Here is a 19584-nt window from a genome sequence, read left to right as displayed (position 1 = left end):
ATCTTTTTCGTGTATTTGATCTAATAAATAATCGTTAGAAAAATATTTGTAGTTATGAGATTGTGGTAAAAGGCTTAAGTGGTATTCTTTTAAATCAAAACCATAGGTAAGTGCTAGTTCCTTGTTGTCAGGTGTTCCAAATACTAATTGCGATCCATTGTAATAAAACCATTCGCCATATTGTGCTGCTAGTCTGCTGGCATAATCATAAGCACTTTCATTGTGTTGTACAGAGTAGTGTAGGGTAGGGTTGTTTTTTGGTTGTACTAGGACTTCTAGTTTAGACTTGTCATAGTCGTTAAATGTTTTTTTTGAAGAATTATCATATTACTTAGTTATTACTTTATTATTGAAAATAGATAAGAGACACAAAGATATTCTGTTAGTTCGTTTGTAAAATTGAGAAATAGTTGACTTTGTCGTTAATATAAAAGTATTTTACAATATCATCAATTACTCTTTTACTTAAATTTTAGACTTTTTTCATACTCTAAGTTTACAGGGTATTATGGCATCAAAGTTTTAAATTTATCTTTAGTTGGTAACTTCAAAATTCAAGAATTCTACTTTCCAAGAGCTAATTCAGGACATTCTGTTTCAAGCATTGCCATCATAACTAGTTGTGTGTAAAATGCATTAATCTGACCATTATTATCAATTACTGGTATATTGTTGTCTTTATAAAAAACTTCTAAATTTTGTTTATTGGCTTTTATAGCTTCTTTAATACAGTTTCTTACACCTTCAGAATCTTGATTAGAACTTACACAGATACAAGCTGTTTTTGCTGTTTCAACTGATACAGATTGATTTTCTGTACAACTAGTTAAAAGCATTAAAAAAAGAAAAGTAGAAGTTAGAAATGATTTCATGATTAAATTGATTTAAATTTAATAAAAATGTTTAGCGATAAAATAAATAGAGTATAGTGTAATTAGTATTGGAACAAAAACTAATAATAATCCTTGAATTAAATTCTTGTCAGAAATGTCTTCAATTAAATTATATAAATATTGATCTTCTAAATTATATGGAGATTTGAAAAAACGATATGATTTAATACTGCTCATTTTTAATCTTTCATTAAATTTATAATTTGAGTCATTTAAACTTGTCTCATCTAAATAAATAATTATGTAACTATTTTTCCAAGTGTTTAAATTCAAATTAAAATATGAAGGTTTTTTTTTAATAGTACTTACAGTTATGTTTTTAGATAGTTCATTATTAAAAAAAGTAAAATAATATTCGTTTAGTTGAGCACCTTGTCCGTAAAAAGTAAATTTTTTCTTTATTACTTTGTCGGTTACTATTTTATCAATTTTTAATTTAAACTCTTTTAGACCAGATGTTTTTTTGAGAGCTAAATTTTTGTAATATTCTTTCACAAAAAACTTTAAATATATATAATATAAAACAAGAGGAACTAAATAAAATAAAAATGAGGTTTTAAAATTTAAAGTGCTTGAAAATAAGGATATTAAAATAAATAAAACAATCAGACCAAAGAATAATAAAAACATACTAAAACCAATTTTTGTAATTAAATTTGTTTCTTGTTTATGCTTCATTAAATTGGAATTTTAGCAGTTATTGTACCATTACCACTAATTAAGTCCTGTTGTGCTGCAATAGCAAGTTCCTTTCTTGGACCGTTTCTTTGTGACCATGTTTCATCTTTAGGATCGATAGCATCAAACTCTCTATACTTATATGAATCTTTGTTAATATAAGACTGGATATTTGTTATATATCTTTCTGTATTCCTTATAATATGTGCGTCAGAAAAAGAATCTTGTTTCATATGTAAAATTTTACCCATGTCAAATAATCCATGATAATTTTTTTCTTTTGCATTTGGATTTGCTAGCTTTACTGATATTGCTTTTGTAGCTTTTTTTATACAGTTTATTAAACTTTGAGATTCTTGATTAGAACTTACACAAATCAAGTTGTTTTAACTTATTTAGACTCATTTTTATTACGGTCAGTAAGTATAAAAAAAGAAAAATAGAGATTATAACCTATTTCACTGTATTAAAAAATAATTAACTAAGAAAATCAAAAAAACCTTTCTTCTTTTTCTTAGTAGTTGAATTTTCTTCTTCTTTTAATGTTACAACCGGACTACTAACTTTTTCTGATGTTTTTAATGTTTGTATTATAAGCTGTAGTGCTCTTGTATTTCTAGCAGATTCATAATAGTCATATTCTTTGTTTACTCCAACCATTTCCAATAAAATAAGTGCTTTTTTTATTTTTAAAACATGTATTGAAATTTCTCCGTCACGAAGACTATCTTTTTGGTCTATTTTTCCTTTAGAGTTCCATTGTTTTTCTATGTATTCATTAGAGTTGAAAACTTCTTTTAATTCAGTAATATTAACTTTTACGTCATTATTATTGAACCTTTTTAGAATTTTTTCAAATAATTTTTTTTCATCATTTTCATCTTCATCAATAAAAATATTAATAGCTCCTTTTGAAACATTTCTGTCATTTTTATTAAAAATAGCAAACCTTTCAGGATTTCCTTTAGAAGCAATAAACTTTCCAAATCCCCAAGATACAGGGTAATAAAATGTTAAATCTTTAGTCTTTTCTTCATCAAAAATTTTTAAATCTTCTGCTAATTGATATTTAGACTTATTAATAAAATCCCAACCAGTAGCGATTGCCATAATTTCTTCAGCTAAACTAGGATAATCTTTCAATGCACAGCTTACTTTAACAGATACTATAACAGCAGTTTTTGTTGATGGGTCATAATTTTTTTGAGATGTAGTTCTAGAAATGACAGTTTCGCCATTAGGCATTATTTTACTAGACAATGCGTCTAAGTAAATTCCTGCATTACCTTTTAATTCTCGTTTATCTATTATTGTTTCTTTTGTTATTTTTAGTAAATTTTTTAGCCAATCACTTGGGTTTATTTCATGATTTAGTTTTTCATAAACAACTTGTATCTCTAAGTAAGGATTTTCATCTATTCTTCTATAACTAGCTATTTCTTTTATATAGTTTATACCTGCAATATTTTTTTCTATTAAACTTGTGGGTTTAACATTGTTTGGGATTTGAAGATAATAATGAAGCGCACTATTTATATGAGAATCATCATTGCATTTCCAAAATGAAGTTTTCATTTTAGAATTAAGTGTATCAGTATATTTAATTGGGAAATCTAGTTCCATTTTTTCTGTTATTTCTTTTTTTGTACTCATATTACATGAAATTATACATAATGTAAATAATATTGTTTTTATTAAAGTAAAATATCTCATTAGTTAATAGATTTAAACCAAATAGCATATAAACCCATACTTATACTTATCAAGAATACTAAACAATATATTGAATGTATTAATGATTTATTTTTTATAAATTTTGTAATAAAAGGATGTGATTTTTTTCCTTTTTCTATTTGAAATTTTAATAGTTTATTAATTATTAGTTTAGCAATAAATAATACTAATATATAAGCAATAATACAGATAATACTTACATATACAGCTATTAACCATTGATGATTAGACAAGATACCTGTTTTTTTTAAAATAAAAAAGAATGTAGATATTAAGAAATAGAATATTAATGAAGTTATTAATATTTTTTTGCTGATTTTTTCTTTTTTTAAAAAAATAACTATTAGTATAATAATACTAATAATAAATGCAATATTTTTCATATTATCCTCCAATTAACACTTTAGGGCTTCCAGTTAATATTGTTCCTGCTAATGAAATGGGTAGAGGTTTATCTTTTGGTTTTTCATCATCATCAAATAACCAATCCCATTTTAATTTTATATCTAAATCAAATTCTAATCCTAGAAGCAGAGCCAATTTACCACCTATTTTTAGTCTTAAAAAACCATCATCTGTATCTACGTAACCTAAAGCATCACCTGCTGCACCAACAGCACCTGCTGAACCACCAACTTTACCAGAAATATCAAATAAAGGGTTTGAAATACCTCCTTCAACTTCTCCTTTAACTAATTGTGCTTCTGCACCAGCTCCAGCGCTAAATCCATATCTGTTTTCTGTTCCTCCTGTATATAGTTCTGCATTTGCTTTAGCTTCGGCACTTAAAACTTCTCCAGAAGCTTTTCCATCTGCTCTTATAATGTCAGAATCTCCTAAAGACATATTTACATTACCTTTAGCCATAGCAGCTGAAGCATTTGCTTCAGCACCATACATTCCATTACTTCCATAAGCTCCAGCACCACCTTGTGCTTTAAGAAATTCCATTCCCATTCCTCCACCTATAATATCATGGTCACCTTCAGTTGTATACATCCCTTGTAAAGTAAAATCTACAACTTCTGCTTCTGCAGAAACGTAATCATAGCTTCCATCACCAGTTTTATCTTGTCTTCTAGCTTCAGCATAAAATGCTTTAGCTTTAGCATTATCAGGTCGAGAAGTTTTTACTGTACCATCTTCATTTGTATTACTTGCAATAGTTGCAAAATATACATCATCATTAGCAGCTCCACTAATTACAGGAGGTGGTTTTGGTGTGCCAGCACAATCTGTTTTGTCTCCCATTCTTGAAGCAGGCATACCATTAATAAAAACAGATTTAGAGCCTTCAGCAATTATACCAGATCCACCATGTTGAGGATGTGTACATATAAAAGCGTCACCTTTTCTAGCTGCAGGCGCACCTCCTATTAAAACATTAGGGCTTCCAATAGTTATTGGTCCAGTATGGCCTGCTGTATCTAAAGTTAATCTTGCGGCTGGTTTTCCCATTTTAACTATTAATTTTTATAATTGAAGCAACAAAATCTGCCATTTGCCCTCCATTTAATTTTAAATCATTTTCTGCAGTAATATCAATAGATTTAGATTTTATTTCAAATTTTTCTTTAGTATTTATAGATGCATTGGTAGTTTTGCTTTCGATATTAAGATCTTTTTCAGCACTGACTATTACTTGACCTTCACCTCCACCATCACCTGGTCTTGCACTTAATGTAGCAATGTTACCTGCTATTGCTGATAAATTATGTCTAGCAATAAACTCTATATCTTGAGCTAGCATTTTTATTTTTTTAGACGCTGTAATTGATATATTACCTGCTCCATCCATTTTAATACAACTTCCATTAGAATCTACTATATCAATACTACCAGAATCATCATTCAATATTATTTTATTTCCGCTTCTTGTTTGTATCGCTTTTATTGCGTTTGAGCTATTTTGAAATGCTCCAGCTTTTCCTGAACCATTATATAAACTACCCATCATGTATGGATGTTCTGCATTTCCACCTTCAAAACCTACCAAGACTTCTTCTCCAGTTTCTGGTATAAAATGAAAGCCTTTATCTCCTCCTGCATGTGGTGTTACAATACGGATCCAAGGAGTCATTTCTCCAGTTATTTTTTGCCAAGGGAATTGTACGCGGATTCTGCCTAATCCTTCTGGATCTGCGTTTTCCATAACAATAGCAGTTTGTGTTTCGCTTTTTGGATAAGCATTGATATTGGTGTTTGGATAGGCATCAAAATCTGCAGTTATAGCTTCAAAACGGTTTTGATAGTCTCCGTTTTCGTTATTGGTATGTGTTATGTTGGTAATTCTATAGTTGGCACCTTCTACAGTTACAATGCTTCCTAAAGTGACACCAGGATTATCGCTTACACCATTAAGTTTTACTTGTTTAATCTCGATTGCTTTTTTTTGTGCTTCAATGCTGCTGTCTAAACGCTGTTTAGCTTTAGGATCGTTATATAGGTTGTGCCATATTTTGGTTTCTTTATTAAAAATAGAATTTGCTTTATTAGAAACAAACCCACTATATCCATTAGCACCAGAGGTGACTTCTTTTGCGTCTTTTTCATGTACTTCGTTTAATAGATAGTCGTTAGAAAAATACTTATAGTTATGTGATTGTGGTAATAGGCTTAGGTGGTATTCTTTTAAATCAAAACCATAGGTAAGGGCTAATTCTTTAGTGTCTGGCGTCCCAAATACTAATTGCGATCCATTGTAATAAAACCATTCGCCATATTGTGCTGCTAGTCTGCTGGCATAATCATAAGCACTTTCATTGTGTTGTACAGAGTAGTGTAGGGTAGGGTTGTTTTTTGGTTGCACTAGGACTTCTAGTTTAGACTTGTCATAGTCGTTAAATGTTTTTTCAATAATTTCAGACAAAGAGACGTCGTTGTGCGAGGCGTAATGTGGACCATCATCTGCAAGAAAACTTGGACTTTGAGCTTTAATCACGACACTGTCTCCAGAGCTTGCTTCATGACCTTTTATGGTTTTTACTTGTGTGACAACGCCTTTAAATTCTAATTCTTTATAACCACCAAAAGCATCTAATGATCGGGTTTGTATGGTCAGTGTTTCGCCTAAAAAGTTTTTACTAGACTCGCCAAGCGATAAGGATAAATCTTCTAACACATCCATACGACAAACCAACTCTAGCATATGATGTGCATCTATTTGTTGATGCAACGTTATTCTTTTAAATACTGGTATTTCTAGTCCACCTATAAATAGGGTTGTTGTGGTTTGTAGTGCCATGATTTTTAATTATTTGAGTTAACAAATGTTCCATTCTCATAATTCAATATTATGATTTTCCCAGATTGTTCAGTAAAACCTTTGTCTTCACTATCGTTAAGGCAGTAACATAGGTTTTTAATTATTGTTAATAATATTTGCAATATTATTAACACAGACGTTTTTGTATATTTTATTAATAATTTTATTATTGTCTGCTATCAATAAAATATTATTATTAATCTTGTTTTCTTCAGTAAAGATCCCATAAATGCCTGCTATTTTTAAATCAGAAATAACAATTATATCAACTTTATTATTTTTCAATTCTTGCCAAATAGCATTATCAATTTCTTGATTATAACCTACTTTAATATCATCATTTTCTGATTTAAAAAAAACAGCTATTTTTTCTTTTTTTAAGTCTGAAAATGATAGTTTATTATTACCTAAAGGATAAAAACCTGGTAATTTATCATTGATGTTTAATACTTCAGTTTTATCTATACTTTCTAAATTATCACAGTTTGTTTCTTTAACATTTTTAGAACAAGCGCTAATAAAAATTAATAATATTAAAATAAACCTTTTCATAAATCAACTAAGTTTTATTAGATTAATCTTATTTAATATTTTAATTAATTTTCTCTAACTGATTTGTAATAAAATTAGATCCTATATCTTTTAAATAATCTACTCCAATATCAATTTTGTAATTTTCGTTAGATTTATAATCAGAAGAATAACAAGTAAAATAAACATGATTTGTGCGAGCTCCTGATAGGATTACAGAATCTAACTTTAAACTTTCAATAGGTTTTATAATTGATAAATCATTATAAATATCTTTCTTTGATATGTTTTCATACTCGTCATAAAAAGATTTATATTTTTCTATTAGAAAAGGTGCATTTATGTTGATGTTAAATACAGTATCTTGTTTTTGTAAGAAAATAATATTTACTTCGTTATGATAACATATTTCTATTTTTTCTTTTGATGAATCAATTATTTTTTCATTAAACAAGCTATAAGTTTTAATGATGCTCTTGTAATGTTTATTATATAAAGAGATACTGTCACTATTGATAATTGGGTTTTTTAAATAATTACAATACGTAGTGTCTTTTATATTTTTAACCTGTGTTTTACTTTGTTGCTCTTTCTTTTTACAAGAAAAAAAACTTATTAAAATGAAAAGTAAAAGTATATTTTTCATAAGCTTAGCTTGTAAAAATGTTATAATGCAATAAATATCTCCATGAAGCTACTCTCTCTAGAGCTTTTACATGTATAGTAGATCTACTGGTGCTTTTTAGGAAAAATATATCTAAGCCACCATTGTCTTCTAATAATCTTTTAGCATCTCCTTCCGCTTGGTAAAAATAATAAGACCAGTAAGCTTCTTCATCTTCGGTAGGGTTTTTATATCCAAATTTTTTATAATTTATATGGAATAAATCTCTTCGATGAGCAAGTACAGCTCCAATACCCTCGATTGCACTTTCTAAATCTTTAAATTTAGCACTTGGCACAATTTCTTTACCGTATCTTTCATTTCTCTCAGCCATGTATGGTTCATACTCATCATGAATATTATAATCATTAGGCAGATATTTTTTAAATCTAGGATATTCTTTAGGCGAACTAAAAAAATCTAGACCCAATACTTGAAAGCCATTTATTTGCTTGTCTGTTACAAGCTTATTGTTTTTGTAGTTAGTAGCTAAATCTAAATATAGTAAGCCTAGACCTTCTCCTACAGCAATAGTAAATAGATATGAGGGTTTTAGTTTCGTATTTGCTGCAACTTTTTCTATAATATCTACTATTGGCTTTTCACTTTCGTCATTTGCATAACCACCATAAGCACTTACATGGACGTCAAACTCTTTGGCTAATTCTGCTTTTATCTCTAATTTTGTTTTCTGCTTTCCCATAAGTAATTGTTTTATACTTTATCAGGCCAGTTATTTTTAAAGGTAGTGTCTTTTATAGAGATTTCTTTAGCCGAAATTACAATATGCGTTTTAAGTGGTTCATCACTAACTGCATCAAAATCTTCAATGTAATTAAGACAATAGGCGTCTTTAAATTTTACAGTTTTAAGACTTGAGAGGTTGTCTCTTTTATAAAAAATAATTTCTCCACTTTTTGTCATGTTGGATGATATCATCCATTCTAAAAAGTCTGTTTTGTTAGTTGATTCTATAAGGATTGTTATTTGCCCTCCTCTAGGTCTTTGTGATGGTCTTCCTGTAAAATCTGCACCTTGCTCAAAAGCAAAGGAGCATTTTAAAACATTCATGGTTTCATCATCAATTGTTAATTTTGATAAAAATGACATTGGTATAAAGTTTTAATGGATTAAACAACAAAGGAAGTGTTGAGAACACTTCCTTTGTAATATTATATGTAAAAAAAATCAGGTATTAATTATACCCAATCATTTACGTGTTCTCCATTTCCAATTGCAATTCCTTTAGCAGAAATTACAAAAGATTCTGCCATAGGATTTTTACCTGTAGCATCAAAATTTTCATGATATTTAACCATGTAACCTTCTTGAAATTTTAACTCCTTAGCAGTTGCTTCTGTATCTCTTTTTAAGAATACGATAGAACCATCTCTACGCTCAAAGTTGTTAAACATCCAGTCTGATAGACTTGTGTCTGCAGTTGACTCTACCACTAATCTGATTTTCCCACCTCTTGTAATAGACGAAGGTCTTCCAGTAGCATCTGTTTCTTGATGTAGTTCATAAGAACAGCTTAAGACGTTGTACTCTTTTCCTCCTACTTTTAATTTTGCTTTAAAAGACATAATTTGTAAATTTTAATTAATAATAAATATTTAAAAGACCATTATTGGCTTACCCCTAAATTACTTATTACTTAAAAGGCTGACAAATTTAATTCGATTTTTTAGACCAAATACACAAAACAGAGGTTTAAGTGTGTTGTTAGATATAAATACTATTCATTATCAACACGTTGACAAATGATAACATTATCTTCTTTAATGTTGTTTCCAGAGATTGTTTTATTAAAGTTAATGTGCTTTAATCCGCTCCACCAATTAGGTTTGAAATAAAATATCCATCCTTGCGGTTCGTTTTCTATTTCGTTTAAAAAGTTGATTTTACTTTCGGGATGTCTTTCGTTATAGTCATTGATAAAAAAGTAAAATAATTTTCCAAATTCCATTGCTTCTGGTGCTTTTACCCTAAAATTAGTTATATCACTACGATGTTCTTGTTTTTTAAATTCAAAACTAATCACTAGTGGATCTTTAAGCTCTTTAGCTGTGGGATCTTTTATGTTTTCGTGTAATGGATACAACCATTTTTGATAAATTGGAACTGGTATTAAGATTGCAAAGTGATAAAGTTTGTATATTAAAAACGGTATTATAAAGGTTAGGGAAGAGGCTAAGTATAAAAACTTAAAAGGTTCTCTAAATTTATTTACAACGTTAAAAAAAGCAATTAAACCTATGCAAAGTATTGCTATACTAAATAAAAATGGTGGAAAAAATGAGGATTTATCTTCTATTAGGTCTTCAAAATAGGTGTTTATAATATATAGGTGTAAACCGCCTAATGCTACAAATAATAATTGTATGCCTATATAGCTACTTAGTGGTGTATCATTTAATACTTTACTGGAACTTACTAATCCTACTAATGCAAACGTTATTAATGTAAAGATTGCATATAAAATGGCTTTCTTTTTATTTTGTGTAAATACTGCTCGTAATTTGGTCACTAATATCATGATTAGTGATCCTACTATAAAAAAGATTAAGCTTAGTTTAAAAGCATCTCCATTAACTATACTACTAAATGATCCCATTTTTATTTTCTAAATACTGGTTGAATATCCCATTATAGAGGTTTGTTTTTTACTTAAAACAAATCCTTTATCGTTGTTTGTGATAATTTTTGTTACCACATCTAGCTCTAAAGGTATGAAATAACTATAAAAGGAGTTTAAAAATTGATTAACTCCATTATTATTTACAAATACATCTGTATCACTGTCCTTCAAAGGTCCTATTGTAACTTCCAAAAAGGGTTGTAAAACGTCAGAATTTTTAGATTGCGTAACTAAATTAACTCCAAGTTTATTTGTTTCTGATTGTGTTTCTAGAGACTGGTTTTTATATGCTATTTTAAATGTTACGTTTTGTTTTATTATTTTTTCTAAACTTCGTTTTGTTAGTTCTAAATCTCCAGATATAACAGCACTATAAGGTAATAATTTAATGAGTTTTAATTGGTATTCTTTAGGTATGTCTTGATTTATGTTCCAGAATTTTATTAAAAACTCATCCTCTAAATTATAAAATTCATCTAAAATGCGTCTTTCGTTTTCTTCAATATTTAATCTTTGATTAAAAAACTCGTTTTCAATAGGACTAAAAAAAAGTCTTGCATTTTTTTCTTCTTCTTTATATTGTTGACGCTTAAAAGAAAAAGATTTATTACGATCACTTAATTTTTCTATATGAAAAAAAGACTCTGGTAAGCTATCATAAATTCCGTTTCTAGATAAATCTAGAATAAAATGTTCTGCATCTTCGGATTTATTAACTTTTAATATGTCTCTTCTGTATGGTCTAGAAAAAGAACTTTTGTTTTCAATTAAAAAATCAACTTTATCTTTTTTGTTTTTATTAATTTCAGTAACAATAATCTCTGCTTTTAGATTATGGTAAGTTGTGATTAACTCTTCAAAGATAGATTTAAGTTCTGTTTCCAATATAATTAGTAGTAAGTAAGATTAGTTATTAATTCTTCTGCCACTTTCGTAATATCTTATTTTCCAGTATTTATCTGTTAAGTCACTAATTTTAACTCCGCTTTTACCTTCCGTTCTGCTACTGCTAGTTGCGTGTACAAATTTATTATTATGTAAATAGACACCTACATGAGAGATTGTTGGAGCTATATCGTCTGAGTCAGTACCAAGACCGACAAAGAAAATTAAATCGCCTTCTTTTAAATATTCTTTACCTGTAAATTTATCGGTATTTTTAGACTCGTATTGTTTTTCTGCAGTTCTTTCAATATATCTATCAAATGCTTTTACATTTAATAATTGCGTAAAAGAGGAGCAGTCGATACCATCTTTGGTTTCACCACCTAATAAATATGGTGTTCCTTCCCATTCATCGATAAATTCATATAACTCTTTATTGGTTAATTTCTCAACTTCAACATCAAGTAGTTTAGCATATTTTATTTGAGCTTCAGATATAGTTACAACGTCCTCCTCAGCAGGTTTTGCTGCAGGTGCTAATTTAGTTGTATCGTAATATACAACTTCGACAGAGTTTTTTTTCTGTAATTTTCTTTCTTGTTTTGCTAAAAGCTTTTCTTTAGCTTTTTTTTCTCGTTCTAGCTCTTTGGCTATTTTATAGTCTATTTTAGCTTGTCTATTTCTTCTTTTTGCTTCTTCTTTGGTTGTTTCAAGCTCTACCTTGTCTATTAAAATTTGCTTGTTTTCTTCGGATTTTATTAAAAAATATATTGTTTCAAATCCTTCTTTAGTAACGGTAACTACATGATCACCAATAGGGATGGAACGTGTAAATTTAAAGTTTCCGTCCGCGTTTGTTTTTACAATTAAATCAGTGTTTTCAATAGTTACTGTTGCATTATCAACAGGTACATGGCTGTCTTTTTCAACAACTAGACTTTCAAAATTAAAATTTTGAGACGTTGCCAAAGAAATAAAACCTAAAAATGCTATTAAACAGGAGAATTGTAATCTATTCATAAAATTTATTTTTTTTGATAACACTAAAATATAAAAAATATTAGTTTTAAAAATTATAATATCGAGCAATTTTAATTAATAATTGATAAAGTGCAACAAATGACCCTTAATCGGTTTTAGTTTGCATAATTTATTTATGTATTTTTGGGATTAAATACTTTTAAAATGAATAGCAATTACTTTTCACTACCCTTTGACACTAAAAGATTGATGGTAAATAAAGCCCATGATAAATGTAGTATTAAGGAGTCTATTTCTCATAGCATTCATTTACTAACCACATCTTATTTTGGTGAGTGTACGTTTGATGACACGTTTGGTTGCTCTATTTGGAATGTTGATTTTGATAATTTGTCAAGTGTTAATAAAATTAAAAGTGTCATATCAGACTCTTTATTGGAGTCGCTTAAAAATCATGAAAAGCGTTTAACCAATGTTTATATTGATGTAAGTATAAAACAAGAAGAAATTACGCAAAAAGAGAGTAGTATTGTTAAAAAGAAGGTGTCATTAAAGATTATAGGAAAAGTTAAAAAGACAAATGAAGATTTTATGTACAAGGAATATTTTTACATTGGACCTTTATCTTACTAAAACACATTTTTATCCAAAAGAATGAAAGAAAATAGTAAAGAAGAAATAAAAAATAGAATGTTAAAGCGTGCAGCTACACTTTGGGGTGTGCCTGCAAACGAAATTGACATGTCTTTTGATCCAATAGTATCACTTTTAATAACAGCATGCGCTGCTGAAATTGAAAAATTATCTAGTGATATAGATCAATCTCAAACACGAATTACCGAAAAGATAATTCAGTTAATGACTCCAGAATATATTTTTGGAGCTAGACCATCTCACGCTATTTTACATACTAAACCAACAGAGCCAATTTTAAAAATTAACCCTAATTATTTATTTAATTTTAAAAAGAAAGTGTCTTACAAAAATGTGTCAGAAAACTTTAAAGACATTTATTTTTCTCCAGTCCAAGATTTTAATCTTATTAATGCAGATGTAAAATATATTGCAACAGGTGGTAAGATTTCTGAAATAACTTCAAGCAAACAATTATTACCTATTTTTAATGCAGGTAATCATGCTGCTTTGCCAGAATCTACTATTTATCTAGGTGTAACTTCACCAGAAAAAGAGTTGTCCTTAGAGGATGTTTCATTTTATTTTGAACAACAAGATACTAAGCTAGATAAGGTGTTTTATCATCATTTAAAAAATACAGAATGGTATGTAAATGATTTTAAAATTAAAACAAATCAAGGATTATTTAATAGCGAAAAAACTAACGAATTAAAGCTTAACAGTATCTTTAATAAAACCTCTGATAAAACACATAATATAGAGGAGTTGGTAAGAAATAATTATAGCAAACATTACATAACGGTTAAAGAACCCTTAAATGGTATGACTGCTATGGAGTCCTCTTTTACAGAGCTGGATACATTAATAAAAACTAATAAAATTAAACTTGAAGAGGAGGTACGATGGATTAAAATTGTATTTCCAAGAGTTGTTAGTAATAAAATGTTAGAAACTTTATACTGTACTTGCAATGCAGTACCAGCTATTAACCGAAAAATAAATAGCTTTACGTATCAAATGAAGGAGTTTATTGATATAATCCCAATAAAAACGGAAGACTTATTTTTAGATTTAAAATCAATAACTAATACCAACAATGTTAAGTATAAGGCTAATAGTAAAGACGATTCCAATACTGATAAAGGAACATTTTCTGTAAGAACAGATAATATTGGTAAATTAGACAATAAAAAAGCAAAAGAATACATTGCACATTTGATAGAGTTGTTAAAAGATGAAAGTGCATCCTTTTCATTTTATAATAATGACTTTTTATTTAAAAATTTAAAGACACTAAATCAATTAATTTCATTATTAGAAAATAAAGTATCAGAGCTGTCACACCAAATAACAGAAACAACTTACATTACTTTAAAACCGTTTAAAAAGAAGGAGACTTTATTGGTAGATTATTGGACAACCAATGGTAAAGATGGTAATAATATAAAATCAGGAAGCGATTTAAGTGTTTATAACGGTATAGGTATAAGACAAAAAAGTAGTATGCTGCTTACTACAAGTCATGGTGGGAAAAATGATTTAAGTATGAATGAGCGTTTAAATGCTTACAGGAGGTCGTTATTGTCCAGAGATCGTATAGTATCTAAAGAAGACGTTAAAGCGTTATGTTATGAAATGTATAATGATAAAATAAAAGCAGTAAGTGTAACTAAAGGTTATACCACAGATATAGCCTTAAATAAAGGATTATTGCAATGTATAAACATAGAAATAACTCCAAATACAGACGTGCATACAGAAGCTAATGAATGGGACGTTATTAATAATAATTTATTATTATATTTAGAAAAGCACTCAGTTAGTATTTTTCCTTACAAAATAAAAATGTTAGAATAAAGTCAATTTAGTCAAACACAAATAAAACAAATAGTTTAAGACAATAAATTATAATTTTTTAAAGTAGACATGAGTAGTCAACCAACAATATCAAAACATTTAGACAAGACCGTAATCCGTCTGTTTATCGTAGTATTTTTAATTTCGGCATCTGTTTTTGCTTTTAGATATACAAAATACAAGCCTTGCGAAGAGGTGGATTTTAGAGTGCTGTCTAAAGAGTTAAGACAAGGCGAATTAATAAAATTTGCAGATTATACTGACAACGCAAATAGTTGGGAGTGGAAATTTGGAGACGACTCGGAAGTATCCACAAGTAAAGAACCACTTCATATTTATAATAAACCAGGAGAATATACAGTTAGCTTATTGGTTAATAATATTTGCGAAAAATTGGAAGTAATAACAATTAATGAAAAATTATTTGTTATTGATTCCACTAAACTTCCTAAATTTAAATTACCTAGTACAATTGATTTTGGAGAAACAATAACGGTTCAAGACGAGACAGATAATGCCTCGACTTGGGAATGGTACTTTGGTGAAACTGGAAATGCAAATTCTACTAGTAGACGAGCAGAATATAAGTACAAAGAGCCTGGATTGTATACTGTGTCATTGGTAGTAAATGGCGATATGAAACATATTTCTAAAAAGAAAATTAACGTTTTACCTACAGAAGACGAAACCAGCAAGATTGAAGGAATAGTCACCAACACCAAAACGCCTAGAGTAACAAAGCGTAAGCCCTTAGATGAAATAAATAAAAATAAAGAAGAAGATAACGCATCTAAAACAAAACCTAAAGCGGTACCTTTTATAAGTGATGGCGATTTTAGAAATAAAATAATGCTTATATCTGAAGAAAAACTAAACGCTAATGCTTTTTCAGAATATTTATGTGGTGAAATAAACAAATCCATAGTAGTTAACGGAAAAACAACAACATTTTTAGTGTTTTGTGAAACTATAAAAGGAAAAAATTTAAAAATTAGAGATTTAACAGTTTATAGAGATAAAGGGTCTAACTGCATAAAGACAGTAACTATTAACCATAGAAAATTTGGTATCTTTTAAAAATAATATATGAGTTCTATGTCAGAAAATAATTATAGAGTCAATTGGATTGATGGAATGAAAATTAATAAAAATCATTTTATTGAGTCTGAAAATGCACTTATTTCAACAATAAATAATGCAGTTAAATTAAATATTACACCTAATAATTACGGTTTATTGCCAAATTATAATGATGCCGATAATGCCATAGATGTAATAATATCTTTAGATGGTCAAGATACTATAGAGGTTGTTGTAAACAAGTGTGTTGCTGTAACTTTAGGTGGTTATCAAATTAATATTACTAATCAAACCAAAGCCTTGCTTGAACAATCAGGTTATGTATTAAAACACCAATATACTTTAAGCGAAAATGACACAGAGTGGTTTGTGGTAATAAAGGTTAATCCTTTTAAAACAATTCCTGTAGGTAATGCCGATCCAGAAGAGGAGCCACCACGTCATCCAAATACTTTACCAGAGTATACAATAGATGTTTTGCCTAAATCCGAAACCTCAAAAAAAGAGTTAGGGCTTTATCATTTAACCATTGGTAAAATTGTTTTGGTAGATGACAAACCAGTGTTATCGGAAGATTTTATTCCACCTTGTAGCTCAGTACAAAGTCATGGCGATTTAAAATTTACATATTCAGAATTAGGTGCATTTTTAAATCAAATGGAATCCTATTCCATGCATATTATTCAAAAAATATATCAAAAAAAACAAACTAATGATTTAGCACATATGGTATTGCATTTGTCTCAAAGAACATTACAATACCTAAATGATAATATTTCAAACTTTAGATTAGAAGATAAAAATAATCCACCAATTAACATGATTACTAAGCAAGTAAGCTTAGCTAGAACAATCAAAAGTAGTTTAGATGTATATGTTGGAACAGGTAAAGAAGATCTTTTAAACTATCTTACAGACTGGTGTGATTTAAACCAAGGCGCATTTGAAAACGTACTTATAGATATGATAGATTTAGAGTATGTGCATACAGATGTTAATGCAGCCTTATATAAAGTATCTTCATTTACAAGATTAATGCTATCATTATTTAAAAAATTAAACGAGTTAGACTACATAGGTAAAAAATCAGACTCTAATATTTTTGTAAAAGAAGAGGTGGTTGATAATCCAGAGGTTAAGAGTAGAAGAAGCTTTTTATTAGATTAAAATATAATGTATGAGTTTTTTAGCAAAATTGTTTATAAATGACGAAGTAAGAAACATTCTTAATGCAAAACAGGTGTTTTCTAGACTTGCAGATGTTAATGGTAAACCAACTACCAAACCGTTAGGTAAGCAACTAGAATTTAGTTTGGAATCCACCAAAGACGATAGTTTTTTATATCATAACATGTTTTCTCCTACTAGCAGTATAAAAGGAGAAATAGTGTTTTATAAACGAGATGGATTAAGTACGTTATTTAAAATAGAATTTGCTAATGCATATGTATTAAGACTTTCAGAACATTTTGATGCTTCAGGAGCAAGTCCAATGCATATGAATATTTCAATTGGTTGGGGAATCATTAAAATGAGAGGTCTTTTACATGAAGAAACCTGGAACCCAAACAATCCATTTGTAAATATTGACGAAACAAAACGAGAAGAAAAAGAGAAAAAAGTAACAAGTTACAACATAACTAATACAGATGGTCAGGAGCTTGAAAGCTATAAAATAGGCGATATAATTGTTTTAAATATCGAAACTTCTAATAGGATAGGAGATGCTATGACTATTAGTTTAGATGATAAATCTCACGATTTTAAGTATAATGGGCAAGTATTACATAACGATACCATCAAGGATTACATAATTTCTAGTGATTCAGAAAAAATTCAACTAGAAGTTATTCAACAATCAACGCAAAATTAATATGGGACAAAATACTTTTAAAATAGCGTTTGAAGACGGAGTAACTAAATCAGCTTCAATAAATATAATCAGCCCAAAAGACGTTGTAATGTTTGTGGCAGGAACTACAGACCCTGTAAATTCGACCGCAGAAAACCATCAAGCTAATAGGGATTACTGGAGAAGTGAAAAGGAAGATTTAAAAAACCTTAGAGCAAGTGTAAAAGATTTAAAGCCACAATTTCATGATTTACATATTGAGGACGAGTTTTTTAGCTGGTCTGGTGATAATAATAATACAGATAGAACTACAGGTGCTAATAGGCTTTTAGATTTAATATATAGACTATATCCTAATTGGAAAAATGAAGATGTATATTTTCATTTTATCGGACACTCTCATGGTGGAAATGTAATAAACGAATACACTAACGTGATAGCAAACGATGGTAGTTTTCCGGAAAAATGGAAAGTAAAATCTATAACCTATCTTTCCACTCCTTTTTTTAAAGAACAACATCAGCTAAATGCAAAAAACTTGCATCCAGATTGTAAAATAATTAATGTTCATAACAAATATGATATTACGCAACGTTTTGTTGCAGATTTTTCTTTAAAGAATCTTGAAATTTTACTTGCAGATTTTAATAAAGAAGATTTTAAAGATGGATTGGAAAGAATTGAAGAAACTAACTTTTCTGCGTTTGATCATTTGTCAGATCTTGTAATTAATAATCATACAGAAGGTCCTTTTCTTTGGCAACAAGCCACAATTTTATTAGATGGTATTGAGCAAGTTTTAACTGTTTTAATAAATAAAGTCAATTGTCTAGAAACAACAACAATTTTTGCTCCTCAAAAAGTAGAATTACTAGGTCATTTAAGGCAACTTTTTAATTGGGCAAGTACACAAGGTAGTGTGTTTGAAAGAAATCAAAACAATAGAGATGGAGGTTATGGTCGTTCAGAATTTTTTGATGACATCGATTTAATTGGTATTTTAGGAATTATTAATGTTTTATTAGATATAGATAAAAATGAGGATAGTAGTTATTTATTAGGATTATTAAATAGTATATCTCAGACGGACGAATCTGGTATCGTGGATAGGATAGATGATACATCATGGTCTCCTAAAAAGCAGGTCAATAATAAATTTGAAATTGTAGACATTCCAATATATACACAAGATCCATATCATTCTAAAAATAAACAATCAGATTACGATTCATTTATCAATGGTATTGAAGATGCAGTTAAAAACAATAAAAACGATATTAGAGAAGTTGCAATGCGTCTTTTAAGTCAACTGATGACTCCAAATTATTTAGGAAAATTAGATACCGTTATAGATACCTTAAATACTTTGGCTATTATTAATTTTGGAGCATTGGATACAGCATTAAAACTAGCTATGAGTAATTTTAAAAGCTATCGTAGTTTAATTAATAAATACAATAAAAACTTAGTAACTGACAAAGATCTTGCTAATAGTAAACTTGAGGTTAAACCAGGCTCTTTAGTTTATTTAGCTATTAATGCACACAGTTTAAGCCACACAAAACTATTTCCAGAAGTAGAACAAGCATTAAGGGATAGTTTTGGTTCAGGTATAAATCCAGGTTTTAAAAATTAATTACAATGTTTAAAAATAAATACGTAAACCTTTTATTTTGGTTGTTAATCAGTATTACTATTTCTATCTTATTTAGATATTTTCAAACCCTAGATTCAAAATCTGTAAAATTTGCAAAACAACTAGTCATTTTTCTAGTAGGATTAAGGGTTGGCGTCATAAGTTTTATTCCTTTTATTCTGGTAAATATCTACTTAAAAAAAGCTAATAACGTGTCAATAAATGTTATACGGTTGTCTATTTTAATTGCT

General features: G+C 28.7%; 21 protein-coding genes. 6 read left to right on the top strand and 15 right to left on the bottom strand.

The features are described 5' to 3' along the window. Positions 1 to 563 precede the first annotated feature (563 nt). The 15 genes from WNY60_RS10665 to WNY60_RS10595 form a co-directional block, all read right to left on the bottom strand. The gene (locus WNY60_RS10665) at positions 564 to 872 is read right to left on the bottom strand and encodes a hypothetical protein (protein ID WP_342862354.1); all 309 of its coding nucleotides are present in this window, start codon (positions 870 to 872) and stop codon (positions 564 to 566) included. Positions 873 to 890: 18 nt separating this feature from the next. Next, positions 891 to 1571 (bottom strand): hypothetical protein, encoded by a 681-nt coding sequence (locus tag WNY60_RS10660; protein ID WP_342862353.1) that lies wholly within the window; start codon positions 1569 to 1571, stop codon positions 891 to 893. Then, positions 1571 to 1951, bottom strand: a complete 381-nt coding sequence (locus WNY60_RS10655; RefSeq protein ID WP_342862352.1) for a hypothetical protein — start codon at positions 1949 to 1951, stop codon at positions 1571 to 1573. The genes WNY60_RS10660 and WNY60_RS10655 overlap by 1 nt, the downstream gene beginning before the upstream one ends. A 97-nt stretch (positions 1952 to 2048) precedes the next feature. Next, the gene (locus WNY60_RS10650; RefSeq protein ID WP_339809692.1) at positions 2049 to 3224 is read right to left on the bottom strand and encodes a hypothetical protein; all 1176 of its coding nucleotides are present in this window, start codon (positions 3222 to 3224) and stop codon (positions 2049 to 2051) included. Between the two features lie 59 nt (positions 3225 to 3283). Further along, a complete protein-coding gene (locus WNY60_RS10645) occupies positions 3284 to 3688 on the bottom strand; it encodes a hypothetical protein (protein WP_339809690.1) in 405 nt (134 codons plus the stop codon). Between the two features lies 1 nt (position 3689). After that, positions 3690 to 4763 (bottom strand): PAAR domain-containing protein, encoded by a 1074-nt coding sequence (locus WNY60_RS10640; RefSeq protein WP_339809689.1) that lies wholly within the window; start codon positions 4761 to 4763, stop codon positions 3690 to 3692. Between the two features lies 1 nt (position 4764). Next, on the bottom strand, positions 4765 to 6549 hold the full coding sequence (locus WNY60_RS10635) for a phage baseplate assembly protein V (RefSeq protein ID WP_342862351.1): 1785 nt from the start codon (positions 6547 to 6549) through the stop codon (positions 4765 to 4767). Positions 6550 to 6666: 117 nt separating this feature from the next. After that, complete coding sequence (locus WNY60_RS10630) at positions 6667 to 7122, bottom strand: hypothetical protein (RefSeq protein ID WP_339809340.1); 456 nt, start codon at positions 7120 to 7122, stop codon at positions 6667 to 6669. A 40-nt stretch (positions 7123 to 7162) separates the two neighbouring features. After that, positions 7163 to 7747 (bottom strand): hypothetical protein, encoded by a 585-nt coding sequence (locus WNY60_RS10625; protein ID WP_339809342.1) that lies wholly within the window; start codon positions 7745 to 7747, stop codon positions 7163 to 7165. 4 nt (positions 7748 to 7751) lie between these two features. Further along, entirely contained in the window at positions 7752 to 8468 is a 717-nt protein-coding gene (locus tag WNY60_RS10620) for a hypothetical protein (protein ID WP_339809344.1), read from the bottom strand. 11 nt (positions 8469 to 8479) lie between these two features. Next, complete coding sequence (gene tssD, locus WNY60_RS10615; RefSeq protein ID WP_342862350.1) at positions 8480 to 8875, bottom strand: type VI secretion system tube protein TssD; 396 nt, start codon at positions 8873 to 8875, stop codon at positions 8480 to 8482. Positions 8876 to 8964: 89 nt separating this feature from the next. Beyond that, entirely contained in the window at positions 8965 to 9351 is a 387-nt protein-coding gene (gene tssD, locus WNY60_RS10610; RefSeq protein WP_339809348.1) for a type VI secretion system tube protein TssD, read from the bottom strand. 152 nt (positions 9352 to 9503) lie between these two features. Further along, positions 9504 to 10382: a TssN family type VI secretion system protein gene (locus tag WNY60_RS10605; protein WP_339809349.1), complete on the bottom strand. Its 879-nt coding sequence runs from the start codon at positions 10380 to 10382 to the stop codon at positions 9504 to 9506. Positions 10383 to 10391: 9 nt separating this feature from the next. Beyond that, positions 10392 to 11291, bottom strand: coding sequence for a hypothetical protein (locus WNY60_RS10600; RefSeq protein WP_339809350.1), 900 nt, complete (start codon positions 11289 to 11291; stop codon positions 10392 to 10394). 21 nt (positions 11292 to 11312) lie between these two features. Next, positions 11313 to 12311: an NlpC/P60 family protein gene (locus WNY60_RS10595; protein WP_342862349.1), complete on the bottom strand. Its 999-nt coding sequence runs from the start codon at positions 12309 to 12311 to the stop codon at positions 11313 to 11315. 165 nt (positions 12312 to 12476) lie between these two features. Between WNY60_RS10595 and WNY60_RS10590 the strand changes: the two genes are divergently transcribed. From WNY60_RS10590 to WNY60_RS10565, 6 genes are all read left to right on the top strand, one after another. Continuing rightward, positions 12477 to 12905 carry a GPW/gp25 family protein gene (locus tag WNY60_RS10590; RefSeq protein ID WP_339809352.1) on the top strand — a complete coding sequence of 143 codons (429 nt, stop codon included), beginning with the start codon at positions 12477 to 12479 and terminating at the stop codon, positions 12903 to 12905. A 21-nt stretch (positions 12906 to 12926) separates the two neighbouring features. Beyond that, positions 12927 to 14765 carry a type VI secretion system baseplate subunit TssF gene (locus WNY60_RS10585; RefSeq protein WP_342862348.1) on the top strand — a complete coding sequence of 613 codons (1839 nt, stop codon included), beginning with the start codon at positions 12927 to 12929 and terminating at the stop codon, positions 14763 to 14765. A 69-nt stretch (positions 14766 to 14834) separates the two neighbouring features. Continuing rightward, entirely contained in the window at positions 14835 to 15842 is a 1008-nt protein-coding gene (locus tag WNY60_RS10580; protein WP_342862347.1) for a PKD domain-containing protein, read from the top strand. A 9-nt stretch (positions 15843 to 15851) separates the two neighbouring features. Then, positions 15852 to 17012 carry a hypothetical protein gene (locus WNY60_RS10575; protein WP_341588305.1) on the top strand — a complete coding sequence of 387 codons (1161 nt, stop codon included), beginning with the start codon at positions 15852 to 15854 and terminating at the stop codon, positions 17010 to 17012. A gap of 10 nt (positions 17013 to 17022) precedes the next feature. After that, the gene (gene tssD / locus WNY60_RS10570) at positions 17023 to 17718 is read left to right on the top strand and encodes a type VI secretion system tube protein TssD (RefSeq protein ID WP_342862346.1); all 696 of its coding nucleotides are present in this window, start codon (positions 17023 to 17025) and stop codon (positions 17716 to 17718) included. A 1-nt stretch (position 17719) separates the two neighbouring features. Continuing rightward, complete coding sequence (locus WNY60_RS10565) at positions 17720 to 19333, top strand: hypothetical protein (protein WP_342862345.1); 1614 nt, start codon at positions 17720 to 17722, stop codon at positions 19331 to 19333. Positions 19334 to 19584 lie beyond the last annotated feature (251 nt).

Source organism: Olleya sp. AS48, assembly GCF_038900355.1.
Taxonomy (GTDB): Bacteria; Bacteroidota; Bacteroidia; order Flavobacteriales; family Flavobacteriaceae; genus Olleya.
Note: the sequence above shows the minus strand (reverse complement) of the source record. Positions and strands in the feature narration are given on the sequence as shown.

Excerpts from the sequence above, each read along its gene's own strand:
- WNY60_RS10575 (WP_341588305.1), top strand. The coding sequence starts at position 15,852 with ATGAGTTCTATGTCAGAAAATAATTATAGAGTCAATTGGATTGATGGA.
- tssD (WP_339809348.1), bottom strand. The coding sequence starts at position 9,351 with ATGTCTTTTAAAGCAAAATTAAAAGTAGGAGGAAAAGAGTACAACGTC.
- WNY60_RS10660 (WP_342862353.1), bottom strand. The coding sequence starts at position 1,571 with ATGAAGCATAAACAAGAAACAAATTTAATTACAAAAATTGGTTTTAGT.
- tssD (WP_342862346.1), top strand. The coding sequence starts at position 17,023 with ATGAGTTTTTTAGCAAAATTGTTTATAAATGACGAAGTAAGAAACATT.
- WNY60_RS10580 (WP_342862347.1), top strand. The coding sequence starts at position 14,835 with ATGAGTAGTCAACCAACAATATCAAAACATTTAGACAAGACCGTAATC.
- WNY60_RS10630 (WP_339809340.1), bottom strand. The coding sequence starts at position 7,122 with ATGAAAAGGTTTATTTTAATATTATTAATTTTTATTAGCGCTTGTTCT.
- WNY60_RS10620 (WP_339809344.1), bottom strand. The coding sequence starts at position 8,468 with ATGGGAAAGCAGAAAACAAAATTAGAGATAAAAGCAGAATTAGCCAAA.
- WNY60_RS10625 (WP_339809342.1), bottom strand. The coding sequence starts at position 7,747 with ATGAAAAATATACTTTTACTTTTCATTTTAATAAGTTTTTTTTCTTGT.
- WNY60_RS10585 (WP_342862348.1), top strand. The coding sequence starts at position 12,927 with ATGAAAGAAAATAGTAAAGAAGAAATAAAAAATAGAATGTTAAAGCGT.
- WNY60_RS10595 (WP_342862349.1), bottom strand. The coding sequence starts at position 12,311 with ATGAATAGATTACAATTCTCCTGTTTAATAGCATTTTTAGGTTTTATT.
- tssD (WP_342862350.1), bottom strand. The coding sequence starts at position 8,875 with ATGTCATTTTTATCAAAATTAACAATTGATGATGAAACCATGAATGTT.
- WNY60_RS10665 (WP_342862354.1), bottom strand. The coding sequence starts at position 872 with ATGAAATCATTTCTAACTTCTACTTTTCTTTTTTTAATGCTTTTAACT.
- WNY60_RS10640 (WP_339809689.1), bottom strand. The coding sequence starts at position 4,763 with ATGGGAAAACCAGCCGCAAGATTAACTTTAGATACAGCAGGCCATACT.
- WNY60_RS10650 (WP_339809692.1), bottom strand. The coding sequence starts at position 3,224 with ATGAGTACAAAAAAAGAAATAACAGAAAAAATGGAACTAGATTTCCCA.
- WNY60_RS10645 (WP_339809690.1), bottom strand. The coding sequence starts at position 3,688 with ATGAAAAATATTGCATTTATTATTAGTATTATTATACTAATAGTTATT.
- WNY60_RS10635 (WP_342862351.1), bottom strand. The coding sequence starts at position 6,549 with ATGGCACTACAAACCACAACAACCCTATTTATAGGTGGACTAGAAATA.
- WNY60_RS10590 (WP_339809352.1), top strand. The coding sequence starts at position 12,477 with ATGAATAGCAATTACTTTTCACTACCCTTTGACACTAAAAGATTGATG.
- WNY60_RS10565 (WP_342862345.1), top strand. The coding sequence starts at position 17,720 with ATGGGACAAAATACTTTTAAAATAGCGTTTGAAGACGGAGTAACTAAA.
- WNY60_RS10605 (WP_339809349.1), bottom strand. The coding sequence starts at position 10,382 with ATGGGATCATTTAGTAGTATAGTTAATGGAGATGCTTTTAAACTAAGC.